This window comes from Devosia sp. BK, assembly GCF_032907385.1.
Taxonomy (GTDB): domain Bacteria; phylum Pseudomonadota; class Alphaproteobacteria; order Rhizobiales; family Devosiaceae; genus Devosia.
In genome coordinates, this window is record NZ_JAIMBX010000001.1 from 1852454 (window position 1) to 1864774 (window position 12321).

The following is a 12321-nucleotide window of genomic DNA, read 5'->3' on the forward strand; positions in this document are numbered from 1 at the left end:
TGCCAAAGGCCCCCCTCACCCGCCGGCTACGCCGTCGACCTCTCCCGCAAGGGAGAGGTGGGGGCTCCACTACATCTCCAAACCTAAGGACCCAAAACTATGAGTGCGCCGATATTTCGGGATCCGGTTCAGGATGGGGCGGCGGATCCGGTGGTGGTTCGCAAAGAGGGGACCGATGAGTGGTGGATGTTTTACACCAATCGGCGCGCGGCGGCGGGGGGCGAGGGACATACCTGGATCCATGGGTCGCCGATCGGGGTGGCGGTTTCGACCGATGATGGGGCGAGTTGGGACTATCGGGGGACAGTGAAGGGGCTCGATGCGCCGGGGGACGATGGGCTCAATACGCATTGGGCGCCGGAGGTGATTTTTGCCGCGGGGCAATATCACATGTATCTGACCTATATTACCGGAGCGCCGTCGCATTGGCAGGTGCCGCGGACGATTACGCATTTTGTCAGCGATGATCTGGAAAATTGGCGGCGGGTGGGGCCGCTAAAGCTGTCGAGCGATCGGGTGATCGATGCGGCAGTTTATCACTGCCCCGATGGGCTTTGGCGGCTTTGGTACAAGGACGAGGACCATGGCTCGGCGACGTGGTGCGCGACGAGCCCGGACCTGTTCGACTGGACGGTCGAGGGCGAGGTGATCCCCGGTTCGCCGAGCGCGGCGCCGCATGAGGGGCCCAATGTCTTTGCGCTTGGCGGATTCATCTGGATGATCGTCGACGAGTGGCATGGGCAAGGAGTCTATCGCTCGACGGACGCGAAAAACTGGGTGCGGCAGGGGGTGATCGGCGGTGAGGCTGGCACGGACAAAGGCGACATTCGCTTCGTGCGGCACGCCGATGTGGTGGCCTTTGCCGATCATGCAGCGCTGTATTACTTTACCCATCCCGATTGGGACGAGCATAGCCAAACCGAAGGGCCGCGGAATGCGGCGGAGCGGGCGACGGTCATTCACCATGCGCGATTGACGGTGGAGGATGGTGTGCTGGTACTGGAGCGGAATATTCCGGCGGATGCGGCACTGCTAAGGTAGGTGCCAGTTCTCTTTCCCGCGCCTTAAAGTGCAAAGACACCTGGGTCGTTCTCGCGAAAGCGGGAATCCAAAACTCCGCAGTAGAGATTCCCGCTTTCGCGGGAATGACGCCGTGGATGGCTGGGGGCATAGCTGGCTGGGATACTAGACGGCTGGGAACGCTGGGTGTCGAAGCCTGGTCTGTTCGTTCGTCGCGCTGGTGTCACAGATGGAGGAACAGAATGGATCGCACTTTCCGGGATGATGGGCTTGAGGCCTTTGCCAAGGACGGTCCCCCTGCCCTGCCGGCGGGGGGCACCGTTTTGGATCGGAATGGCGTCGGCGTTTGGTATGCGAGCTATGGCGCGGGTCCGGCAGTGATGCTGCTCCATGGCGGCATGGGGAACTCAACCAATTTCGGGCATCAGGTGCCGGTGCTGCTGGCGGCGGGTTTTCGGGTAGTCGTTATGGACAGTCGCGGCCAAGGGCGAAGTGGCTGGGGCGGGACGCCTTTTTCCTATGAGCAATTTGCCGGGGATGCGTTGGCGATCCTCGATGTCCTAGGGATTTCCCGCGCGGCCGTGGTCGGCTGGAGCGACGGGGCATGCGCTGGGCTTGCCATGGCCAAGGCGGCGCCCGAGCGGGTGGCAGGCGTCTTCTATTTTGCCTGTAATGTGGACGCGACCGGCAGCTTGCCTTTCGTGATGACCGACACGATCGGCAATTGCCTCACACGGCACCAAAAGGACTATGCGGCGCTGTCGCCGCGACCGGAACGCTTCGACGAGATGAGTGCGGCGCTGCAGGTGATGCAAGGGAGCCAGCCGGATTATTCGGCCGCGGATTTGCAGACGATCGCCGTGCCGGTGACGGTGGCGCAAGCGGAGCGGGACGAATTCATCCGCGTCGAGCATGCGCGCTATGTTGCCGAAACGGTGCCAGGCGCTGAGTTCGTCCTTCTGGAGGATGTCAGCCACTTTGCGCCAGTGCAGCGGCCAGAGGTGTTCAATGGTGCGGTGCTGGATTTCTTAAACTCAGCGCGCGTTGGATTGCTCAGCGGAGCCGGTCGGCCATGAAGGCGCTCATGCTTTGGGGCGGACGGCCGATGAGTTTTTCGAGGAGCGGATCGATGGCGGCGAATTCGCCGGATCGGGCGGCGCGATAATAGCCCATCATGATAGCGATGCGTTCTGGGGATTCCCCACCGGCGGTAGCATTTGCCAGCATGATGTCGTCGTCGAGGATTTCTCGGGTGACAGGCCTGCCGAGGATGGTCGTGGCGTATTGGGCGAGATCGGATAGGTCGAGGGGCTCGGCGCCTGTGAGGGGTGGCGTTGGGCCATCGATGGTTTCGGCGCCGGCAAGCAGCGCGGCATCGGCGGCCGCGAGATCGTCGTGGGTCGTCCAGGACACCTTGCCATCCACCGGGGCGGCGAGCATGCCGCTCGCAAAACCGCGGGCGTTCATGGCGAGGGCGCTATCGGCATAGAAACCATGGCGGAGGGCGGTCCAGGCTAGGCCGGACTGGGCGAGCATGGCTTCGGTGGCCGCATGGGTCAGGGCGGGCGGGAAGTGTGAGGTCGAAGAGCTCGCGATCTGGCTCGTGTAGAAGACGTGCTTTACCGACAGCTCCCGGGCAACGGCGATGGCCGTAGCGTGCTGGGCCAGCGGATCGCCGCCGCTGGCTGCGGCATTGGAGGATACCAGCAGCAGATGCTCGGCGCCTTGCCAGGCGTGGCGGAGGCTAGCGGCATCGTCGAAATCGCCCTGACGCACGCGGATGCCGGCCGCGGTGAGGTCGGCGACCTTTTCTGGGTCGCGCACGCTGACGGCGATGCGGTTGGCGGGGACGCGGGCGAGGAGGTTTTGGGCGATCTTTCGACCGAGTTGGCCGGATGCGCCGGTGATGACGAGCATGATGATCTCCGTGTTGGCGGCAATCTGGCTGTTCTCATGCGCGTTGATAATCGGCTTAGCCAAGAATAGGCTGTTCTCCATGAAGAACAGTGTCTCGCCGGATCGATTGAAGATTTTCCTCGCGGTGCTGGATGCAGGGGGCTTTCGGGCGGCGGCGCTCAGGCTGGGCACGGTGCCATCACGGGTGAGCACCACGGTGGCGCGGCTCGAGGCGGAGCTTGGCGTGCCGCTCTTGCTGCGCTCGACCCGCAGCGTCAGAGCGACCGAACAGGGACGCCGGCTGGCTGATACCATTCGGCCGCTCTTTGATGAGGTCGAGGAAGCGGTGAGCGAGGCGGCCAATTCGATGGGGACGGTGCGCGGGAGGCTGGCGCTCAATGTGCCCGGCGCCGTCGTGCCCGACATCCTGCCGCCGTTGATCGCAGAATTCCAGCGGCTGCATCCCGAGGTCGAGATCGAAATCGTCGTCGAGAATGATCGCGTTGATATCATCGCGGCTGGGTGCGATGCGGGGATCCGCTATGGCGCGCATCTGGCCAAGGATATGGTTTCGATCCCGATCGGGCCGCGGACCCAGCAGATGGCTTTTGCGGCGTCGCCGGACTATTTGAATGCTCATCCGAAGCCGGAGTTGCCTGAGGACCTGACCGGCCACGCGGCGATCCGCTACAGGCTGCCTGGGGGGACCTTGCTGCCATGGCGGTTGCGGAACGCGGCGGGGGAAACGGTGATGGTCGAGCCGCAGCGTTCGCTCGTCATCAGCGTCAATGCCTTTGATAGCGGCTTGAGCTATGCGCGCGCCGGGATGGGGATCATCGGCGTTTTCAGAAATTGGTGCGAGGCGGATTTTCGCGCGGGGACGCTGGTGCCGGTGCTCGAAAAGCATTGGCCGGTGCTGGATGGGCCACGGCTTTACTACCCGAGCCGGTTCGCTGGGGCGCCGTTGCGGGCCTTTATCACGGTTTGCCAAAGCCAGGCGGGGTGATCGATCACCGACGCAGAAGCCTTGCCGGGTGGGGCGCGATCTGGCATGAGAGGATCATTCATCCTGGACCCGGTGCAATTCCGGGTGGCTCTTCCGGCCGCCGATCCGCCGGACAATCAAGCAAAGCCGATTTTCGTGCCGGGTTCCTTTGAGGACCGCGCTGGCTTCTTGGTGTTTTCATGTCTCTCTCGCAAACCATCCACCGCAACTGGTTTTCCAATATTCGCGCCGATATCCTTGCCGGTATCGTCGTCGCCCTGGCGCTCATCCCTGAGGCCATCGGCTTTTCCATTATCGCTGGGGTCGACCCCAAGGTTGGGCTCTACGCCTCGGTGGTGATCGCCATCGTCATTTCATTTGCAGGCGGGCGACCGGCCATGATTTCGGCGGCAACCGCCGCGACGGCCGTGTTGTTCGGGACACTCGTGCGGGAACATGGGCTGCAATATCTGCTGGCGGCGACGATCCTTGCCGGCGTCATCCAGATCGGGCTCGGGTGGTTGCGGATCGGTTCGGTCATGCGCTTCGTGTCGCGCTCGGTGATGACCGGTTTCGTCAATGCGCTCGCGATCCTGATCTTCATGGCGCAGCTTCCCGAACTCATCGGAGTGACGTGGCAGTCCTATGTGATGATCGCGCTCGGTCTTGCCATCATCTATCTCTTTCCGCGACTGACGCGCGCTGTGCCCTCGCCGCTGATCTGCATTCTCGTGCTTACGGGGATTGCGCTGGCCTTCGGGGTGGATACGCGGACGGTCGCCGATCTCGGCGCGCTGCCCAATGCCTTGCCGGTCTTGCTGTTTCCCAATGTGCCGCTGACGCTCGAAACCCTGCAGATCATCCTGCCGACCTCGATCGCGGTGGCGGCAGTGGGGCTGCTCGAAAGTCTGCTGACGGCCTCGATCGTCGATGGCATGACTGATACCAAGAGCGACAAGAACCGGGAAAGCATCGGCCAAGGCATAGCCAATATCGCCAGTGGCTTTTTCGGCGGCATGGGCGGCTGCGCCATGATCGGGCAATCCACCATCAATGTCAGATCAGGTGGCCGGACGCGGCTCTCGACCTTTACGGCGGGAGCGTTCCTGCTGTTTTTGTTGATGGTGCTGGGCGAATGGGTAGGGCTCATTCCCATGCCGGCGCTCGTTGCCATCATGATCATGGTGTCGATCGGGACATTTTCCTGGTCGTCGCTGCGCGATCTTGCGCACCACCCTCGGCGGTCGAGCCTCGTGATGCTTGCGACCGTGATCACCGTTGTGGGCACGCATAATCTGGCGCTCGGCGTTGGGGTCGGCGTGTTGCTATCGGGGCTCTTCTTTGCGTGGAAAGTGTCGCAGGTTTTCCGGGTGTCGTCCGATCTGGCCGCCCCCGGCGAGCGCCACTATGCGGTCGAGGGGCAATTGTTCTTTGCTTCGGCCGAAGAATTCCTCGAGGCGTTCGACTTTGCCGAACCACTGCAGCGCGTCCGGATCGACCTGACACGGGCCCATATCTGGGATCTGACGGGGGTGAATGCCGTCGATCAGGCCGTGTTGAAGTTCCGGCGCGTCAATGTCGCGGTCGAGGTGATCGGCATGAATGGAGCGAGTGCGACGATCATGGACAAGTTCGCCCAGCATGATCGGCCAGATGCGATCGCGAAGGTTTTGGGACACTAAACCTAAAGCATAGCGGACGCCGGGGATTTTGCCCTGGCGTTCGCTTGCATGACCGCTTTGCAGGACTTCCGGACGTTTCTTGCAGAAAAACTTTGGTCGGCCGGGTCTGAAACGATCTCCCCAGCGTTAGTCAGGGTCGCTAATCGAGAGAACCCGGATGCACCAGACGCTGACAAAGAGCGTGACCAAAGTCGCCATTGTCGGTGGCGGGCCAACTGCCGTCTATACGCTCAAGAACCTGCTGCAAAAATCAGGACGCTATTCGGTCACCATCTTCGAGGCCGGCAAGGTCGCCGGCTGCGGCATTCCCTATTCGGAAGAGCATAATACGCCCGAGATGATGGCGAACATCACCTCAATTGAAATTCCGCCGGTATTGGTCTCTCTCGCCGATTGGGTGCGGGCCCGTGACGCAAAATTCCTCAAGCGTTTTGGGATCGATCGGGAGGCGGTTGGCGATCGAGATTTTTATCCGCGGATCTTGCTCGGGGCCTATTACGTCGATCAACTGCGCCAATTGATGGAAGCGGGATCAGCGGCGGGACATGCGATTACCGTCGAAACGGATACGCATGTCGTCGATATCGAGCCGGTAAAGGACGGGACCTCGGTCTTGACGCGGTCGGGCGAAAAGACGGCGCATCGTCGGTTCGATCGCGTTATTCTGGCGACGGGTCATCTAACGGATTTCGGAAAGCTGAAACGGCCGACACGGCTTTATCGTTCGCCCTATCCGACGCAGAACCTAACGCTGGACAAAGACCTTGCGGCGCTGATCCTCGGATCATCGTTGAGCGGGATCGATGCTGTGGTGGCACTTGCCTCCCAACACGGCACGTTCATCGCGGAGGGGACGGCGTTTCGATATGAGCCGAAAGGCCCCTCGCCTATCCGTCTCGTCATGACGTCGCGCAAGGGGATTATCCCTGATGCCGACTTTTTCTATCCCATCCCCGAAGAGCCGCTACTGATCTTCACGCCGGCGCGTCTCGAAGCCTTGCAAGCTGAAGGGAAGACGGGATTTCTCGGTCGCGCTATGAAGCTCTTCAAGCAGCAATTGGCGACGGACGATCCCGAATTTCTTGCGCGATTGGGGCTGAAGCGGTTTACGCCGGAGGCTTTTGCCAAAGCCTACTTCGAGATGCGGCGCGATCGCCAGGGGTTCAAGGCGATTGCTCAGAACCTGCGCGAATCCGAGCGGAACTATCGCGAGCGACGCACGGTGATGTGGCGCTATACGCTGATGCGGGCCCATGAAGTGTTCAGCGAGATCGTGCCGTACTTCGATAGCAAGGATCTCAAGACGTTCAGAACCCACCTGACGCCGGTCTTTGCCGATGCCTATGGCTGCATTCCGCATAAATCCATTGAGCGGCTTTTAGCTTTGCATCAGGCCGGGTGCCTCGACGTGATTGCCTTAGGTGACAGCGGCAAGATCATCTATCGCGCCGGCGCGTTCGAGCTGGTTGGCGTCGAGAAAGAGCAGAGTTTCAGGACGCTGATCGATGCACGTGGACAGGTGATGGTGTCGCTGGCGGATCTCGGGTTTGAGCAGCTGGATCAGGCCGTCGATGTCGAGGATTTTCTCAAGCGCAGCGAGGGGGAAGCCGCGGAGCACCAATTCCGCGTGCCGCTCAGAGGTCAGCCGAAGTCGGATATTTTCTGCCTCTCCATCCCGATCATGATGAAGCGCTATCCGTTTGCCCAGGGACTCGTTGCGTGCGCCGATGCGGCAAAGCTCGTTGCGGATGCAATTTGACGGCTGAAGCCGCCGGAAAACGCTCCCGTGCATCAGTGTGGAACGGGTTTCCGCAGATCTCGTTTTTCCAGGTGACATGGAGGTTGGCTGATGGCTGCGAGGGCAATCTGGAGCGGGGCGATCAAGATCGCGGAGATCGCGTGCCCGGTCAAAATGTATACGGCAGCCACGACCTCCGAGCGTATTTCGCTCAACCTACTCAATCGCAAGACGGGCAATCGGCTCAAACGGCTCTATGTCGACGAAAAGACCGACAAACCAGTCGAGCGCGAAGATCAGGTCAAGGGCTATGAGACGAGTGCGGGCCACTACGTGGTGCTCGAGCCCGAAGAAATCACTGCTGCGGTGCCCGACAGCGACAAGGTGCTCAAGGTCGATAATTTCATCACCTGCGGGCAGATCGAGACGACCTATTTCGACAAGCCTTATTATCTTCTGCCAGCATCCGATGCGGCCGAAGAGGCTTTCGTGCTGATCCGGGAAGCGTTGCGCAACCAGAAGGCGGCGGCAATTGCCCATACCGTGCTGTTCCGCAGATTACGGCCCGTGCTGATCAGGGCGCATCGCAAGGGGCTGATCGCGACGACACTCAACTTCGATTACGAAGTCCGCTCGGCAAAAGAGGCTTTCAAGGATATCGGCAAACGCAAGATCGATGCGGAAATGCTCGAACTTGCCGAGCATATCCTGGAGACAAAAGCCGGCAGCTTTGACCCCAGCGCGTTCGAAGACCGCTACGAGGATGCACTGGCCGAATTGGTGAAGGCCAAGATCGATGGGCGCAAGGTGATTCCGCTCAAGCGCCCCGAACCGACCAAAAAGAACGATCTGCTGGAAGCGCTGCGGATGAGTGCCGGCGGCAAAGAAGAGGACAAGGCGCCCGAGAAGAAAGGCACACCTAAGAAAACGACGAGCCGCAAAAAGGCCGAGGGCGAAACGAAGCCCGCCCCGCGCCGCAAAGCCAGTTAGCTGCGGCGCTTTCGCTTCGGGGTATCGTCCGGCTTGCCCTCGAGGCTTTTCTTGAGGGCAGCCATGAGATCGATGACATTGCTCGGCGCGCTGTCTTCGTCCTCGGCTTCGATCTTCTTTGCTGACTTGGCCGCCGGCTTCTGGGTTTTCTTGGATTTGATGATGTCGAGGAGACGATCCTGCACGGGGTCCTCGACCATGGTTTCGGACCATTTGGTCGTGCGCTTTTTGATGAGCTCTTCGACCATGCCCATCATTTTCTTATCGACTTTGTGGTCGTCGACCTTTTCCCAATATTCATCTTCATCGCGCACTTCGTCGCCGAAACGCAGCGTCCAGAGGACGATGCCTTCTTCCCAGGGCTGGAGCATGACCGCGCGTTCGCGGCCGCCGATGACGAGACGGGAAATACCGACCACGCCTTTATTGGCCATGGCCTGGCGTATGACGCTGAAGGCTTCCTCGCTGATTTCGGCATCGGGCACGAGAAAATAGGGCGTATCGAAATACGTCCATTCGATCGTGTCCTCAGGCGCGAATTCCTGGATGTCGATCGTCTTGGTGCTGTCGAGTTGCACGGCATCGAGATCGTCTTCTTCGAGCACGACATAATCGTCCTCGCCTTTTTCAAAACCGCGCACCTGATCATCGCGCTCGACCGTTTTGCCGGAAACGGCATCGACATAGCGCGTGTAAATGCGGGAATTGGTCTTGCGATTGAGGGTGTGGAACCGAACCTTTTCGCCCTCGGTGGTCGCGGGGGTAAGGGTGATCGGACAGGTGACGAGAGAGAGCTTCAAAAAGCCCTTCCAATAGGGACGACCTGCCATTTGCGACCTCCTGAGAACAGGCGGAAAACGCGGGGCCCTGCGGGATGTTCCGCGCGGTTAGAAAGGCCCTGCGCTGGTGAGCAGGGCCCAAAGCGAATTAGCGCGAGGCTTTGTAAAGCTTGGATGCGATTTCGAAGAACTCTTCGGGCGCATAATCTGGCGTGAAGGCGGAGGGGACGCCGACAAGCTGCTGCATCTTGCCGCCTTCCGGCATGCCTTCGACCACTTCCAGCGGCCCCGGCGGATCGGTCGGCAGCGCGACTTCATCGTTGGACCAGATGCCCGAGATTTCCTTATAGTCGTCCTGGCTCCAGGTGTAGAGCCGGCGGTGCGAGCCCTCGTCGAGGTATTTCTGGCATTCCGGAATTTTGGAGAGCGGAATGTTGGGCGTGGGCAGCATTTTCTCGATTTCGACGCCGGTCAGTTTCTTCAGGGCCAGCGCATAGGAATGGGCGTGGACTGAGCCACGGACCAGGAGATAGCCACAGACTTCGCGGCCGGTGGCATCGTCGGCGCTCAGCGTCTCATAAACGCGCAGCTTGTGAAGACGCGCGCCGCATTCGAGATGGAAATTGTGGAGGAGATCGAAGATGACATTGCCGGTCGTCGTGATGAAGTCGTTGTTCCACGAGACGCCATTGGCGTTGACCGGGGTTGCACCGCCGCCATTGGACAGAAACGCCGAGGCGAGGCGGATGTCCTGCATAGCTTCGAAGGGCGACTTGCTGATATCGCCACCATCGCCCTTATCGCCACCGCGCTTGTCGGGGCCATTGTTGAGCATGGCAACGCCATTGCTGACGAGTTCGACATGGGCGAGTTCTTCGGCAGTGATCGAGGCAACGAGGCTGTAAAACGGCCTCAGCTTGTCCTTGCTGCGGAAATTGAAGCTTTGGAACATGTAGTTCCCCAGCGTCGACAGCTCCCCATATTTGCCGCCGAGCAATTCCTGAAGCGCTGCGGCAGCATTGGGGTCCTGTTTTTTCGGCGGAGGCAATTCGGTGATCAGACGGTCGACACGCATAAACATGGACAAGTCTCCTGATTGGCTGCAGGGCCAACGGAGCGCACATGGCGATGTTCCTGAAACCATCCTCGGTTTCATTTGCGGGTTGTCAGTCTGCTGCCGCGGGAAAATCTCGCGAGATCAGGGCGGGTTCACGGCGGTGGATAGACCTATTCAGGCTTCCAGACGGCCGTGTCGGCTTCGCGTTTGAGCGGGCCCATATGGGTGATGTCTTCGCCGCGGCGCATGGCGATGTTCATGCGGAAGGAGTTGCCGATGCGTTCGGAGCGCTCGGTGAAAAGGGCGGCGATGTCGGGCGGGCAGAGGGCGTCGACGGTTTCGCGGAAGAGGCGGAGCCAGCGCATGAAATGGGCATCGCTGAGTTCGGGGATGGCCATGTGCTTGGGCATGGGCCGGCCGCCATATTTGCCGGTGCCGAGGAGCATGGAGCTCCAGAAATCGGTGATCGTTGCGATATGGGCAGGCCAGTGGGCTTCGGGGATGACGCGATTAAAGACAGGGCCGATGACCGGATCGCGGCGGGCGGCGGCATAAAAGCTCACGACCACGCGGGCGATCATGGCTTCGTCGAGCCCCTCGGGCGTATCCCAGCCGATGCGGTGAAGGCGCGTGCCGGCGGGTGGGCGGGGATCGGTCATGAGACGGTCTCGGACGTGATGCGATAGGAGCAGCGGCGGCCACCGCTGACGATATGTTCCTCGCGCTCGATCTGGGCTTCGGGGCCGAGAATCGAGCGGAAGACATCGAGCTCAGCGCGGCAAAAGCCCTGGCAGGCAGTGGCGGCGGCGCAGATCGGGCAATGGTTTTCGATGAGGAGGAGCGAGCCATCGGGCTCTTCGCGCCACTCGGCCATATAGCCTTCGCGTGTGCGGAGATCGACGAGCGCGGCGGTGCGGGATTTGAGGTCGGTTTTATCGGCGACGGCGGCTTCGTAGGCCTCGCGGGTGAGGGTTTCGCGGGCGGTGATGACGGCATCGAGCGCGTTGGGGCCGAGGGTGGTTTCGACGAGTTCGAGAAGCTGGACGGTGAGCGCCGCGTGGGTATCGGGGAAGCGCGACTGGGCGGCTGGGGTCAGGGACCAGAGCTGGGTCGGGCGTCCGACGCCGGTCGAGGAGGCCATGGCTTCGACGAGGCCTTCCTGGGCGAGGCGCAGCAATTGCTGGCGCGCGGCCTCACCGGTGATCCCCAATTCCTGGCCGATGGCGCCGGACGACAGGCCCGAGCGCATTTTTAGCGCCATCAGCACACGCTCGCGCGGGCTGCGGGGGGACCAGGCCGGATTTTCCAAGTCTGAACTTGACATATTGGGCGGAAGGGTTTTCAAAGTCATTGCTTGGAAAATAGTCCGGTTAGCCGCAGATGGCAAGCCGGGCCGGAAGGAACCTCAAGCGAGGTGCTTCGATTTTCCCGATGCACAATGCAAAAGGAGCCTCAAATGGCCTTCGAACTGCCCACCCTGCCCTATTCGACCAATGCCCTTGCCAATGCCGGCATGAGCCAGGAAACGCTGGAACTGCACCACGGCAAGCACCACCAGGCCTATGTGACCGCGCTCAACGGCTTTGTGGAAAAGAACCCGGATCTGCAGGGCAAGAGCCTCGAAGAAATCGTGCTCTTTGCCAAGGACAAGGCAGACCTCGCGCCTGTTTTCAACAATGCCGGCCAGCACTGGAACCACATCCACTTCTGGAACGCGCTTTCCCCCACCGGCGGCAAACTGCCGGGCAAGCTCGAAGCCAAGATCACGCAAGACTTCGGGTCGGTCGATGCGTTCAAGGACGCGTTCAAGACCGCGGCGACCACGCAGTTCGGTTCGGGCTGGGCCTGGCTCGTGCTCGGCAATGACGGCAAGCTCAAAGCGACCAAGACGGCGAATGGCTCGAACCCGCTCGCGACTGGCGAAGGCAAGCCGCTGCTGGGCCTCGATGTTTGGGAACACTCCTACTATGTCGACTTCCGCAATCGTCGCCCGGATTATGTGACGAACTTCCTCGACAAGCTCGCGAACTATGAGTTTGCGGAAGCGAATTTGGGCTGACACCCGTACGCAGCGTCATCCCCGCGAAAGTGGGGGTCTCGCTTACCAAAAGGGATTCCCGCTTTCGCGGGAATGACGCGGTGAAATCGAGTGACCCCGCAACCATCGACACTTT

Annotated in this window: 12 protein-coding genes and 1 other annotated feature; of the genes, 7 read left to right on the top strand and 5 right to left on the bottom strand. The window is 60.9% G+C overall.

The window, feature by feature from the left end:
- Positions 1-99: 99 nt before the first annotated feature.
- Together DevBK_RS09040 and DevBK_RS09045 are read left to right on the top strand one after the other, a co-directional pair.
- Positions 100-1041: a hypothetical protein gene (locus DevBK_RS09040; protein ID WP_317185183.1), complete on the top strand. Its 942-nt coding sequence runs from the start codon at positions 100-102 to the stop codon at positions 1039-1041.
- 221 nt (positions 1042-1262) lie between these two features.
- Positions 1263-2096 carry an alpha/beta hydrolase gene (locus DevBK_RS09045; RefSeq protein WP_317185184.1) on the top strand — a complete coding sequence of 278 codons (834 nt, stop codon included), beginning with the start codon at positions 1263-1265 and terminating at the stop codon, positions 2094-2096.
- Here the strand turns inward: DevBK_RS09045 and DevBK_RS09050 are convergent.
- Positions 2074-3000 carry an NAD(P)H-binding protein gene (locus DevBK_RS09050; RefSeq protein ID WP_317185185.1) on the bottom strand — a complete coding sequence of 309 codons (927 nt, stop codon included), beginning with the start codon at positions 2998-3000 and terminating at the stop codon, positions 2074-2076. The genes DevBK_RS09045 and DevBK_RS09050 overlap by 23 nt on opposite strands.
- A 16-nt stretch (positions 3001-3016) precedes the next feature.
- Here DevBK_RS09050 and DevBK_RS09055 point away from each other — a divergent pair, with 16 nt between their 5' ends.
- From DevBK_RS09055 to DevBK_RS09070, 4 genes are all read left to right on the top strand, one after another.
- Positions 3017-3922: a LysR family transcriptional regulator gene (locus DevBK_RS09055; RefSeq protein ID WP_317185186.1), complete on the top strand. Its 906-nt coding sequence runs from the start codon at positions 3017-3019 to the stop codon at positions 3920-3922.
- A gap of 62 nt (positions 3923-3984) precedes the next feature.
- Positions 3985-4040: a sequence feature (sul1 is cis-regulatory element that is thought to sense ions involved in sulfur or methionine metabolism; They are found in Alphaproteobacteria), on the top strand.
- Between the two features lie 61 nt (positions 4041-4101).
- Positions 4102-5583 carry a SulP family inorganic anion transporter gene (locus tag DevBK_RS09060; protein WP_317185187.1) on the top strand — a complete coding sequence of 494 codons (1482 nt, stop codon included), beginning with the start codon at positions 4102-4104 and terminating at the stop codon, positions 5581-5583.
- A 157-nt stretch (positions 5584-5740) separates the two neighbouring features.
- Positions 5741-7342 carry an FAD/NAD(P)-binding protein gene (locus DevBK_RS09065; RefSeq protein WP_317185188.1) on the top strand — a complete coding sequence of 534 codons (1602 nt, stop codon included), beginning with the start codon at positions 5741-5743 and terminating at the stop codon, positions 7340-7342.
- A gap of 90 nt (positions 7343-7432) precedes the next feature.
- Entirely contained in the window at positions 7433-8311 is an 879-nt protein-coding gene (locus tag DevBK_RS09070) for a Ku protein (protein ID WP_317185189.1), read from the top strand.
- Here DevBK_RS09070 and DevBK_RS09075 read toward each other — a convergent pair.
- The 4 genes from DevBK_RS09075 to DevBK_RS09090 all read right to left on the bottom strand — a co-directional run bounded on the left by DevBK_RS09075 (position 8308) and on the right by DevBK_RS09090 (position 11408).
- Positions 8308-9141: a Ku protein gene (locus tag DevBK_RS09075; RefSeq protein ID WP_317185190.1), complete on the bottom strand. Its 834-nt coding sequence runs from the start codon at positions 9139-9141 to the stop codon at positions 8308-8310. The two genes, DevBK_RS09070 and DevBK_RS09075, sit on opposite strands and share 4 nt — an antisense overlap.
- Positions 9142-9238: 97 nt before the next feature.
- Complete coding sequence (locus tag DevBK_RS09080; protein WP_317185191.1) at positions 9239-10171, bottom strand: manganese catalase family protein; 933 nt, start codon at positions 10169-10171, stop codon at positions 9239-9241.
- 146 nt (positions 10172-10317) lie between these two features.
- Positions 10318-10806 carry a group III truncated hemoglobin gene (locus DevBK_RS09085; protein WP_061908042.1) on the bottom strand — a complete coding sequence of 163 codons (489 nt, stop codon included), beginning with the start codon at positions 10804-10806 and terminating at the stop codon, positions 10318-10320.
- The gene (locus tag DevBK_RS09090) at positions 10803-11408 is read right to left on the bottom strand and encodes a helix-turn-helix transcriptional regulator (RefSeq protein WP_244487052.1); all 606 of its coding nucleotides are present in this window, start codon (positions 11406-11408) and stop codon (positions 10803-10805) included. The genes DevBK_RS09085 and DevBK_RS09090 overlap by 4 nt, the downstream gene beginning before the upstream one ends.
- A 195-nt stretch (positions 11409-11603) precedes the next feature.
- On the opposite strand from DevBK_RS09090, the gene DevBK_RS09095 reads away from it, so the two are divergent.
- Complete coding sequence (locus DevBK_RS09095; RefSeq protein WP_061908040.1) at positions 11604-12206, top strand: superoxide dismutase; 603 nt, start codon at positions 11604-11606, stop codon at positions 12204-12206.
- Positions 12207-12321 lie beyond the last annotated feature (115 nt).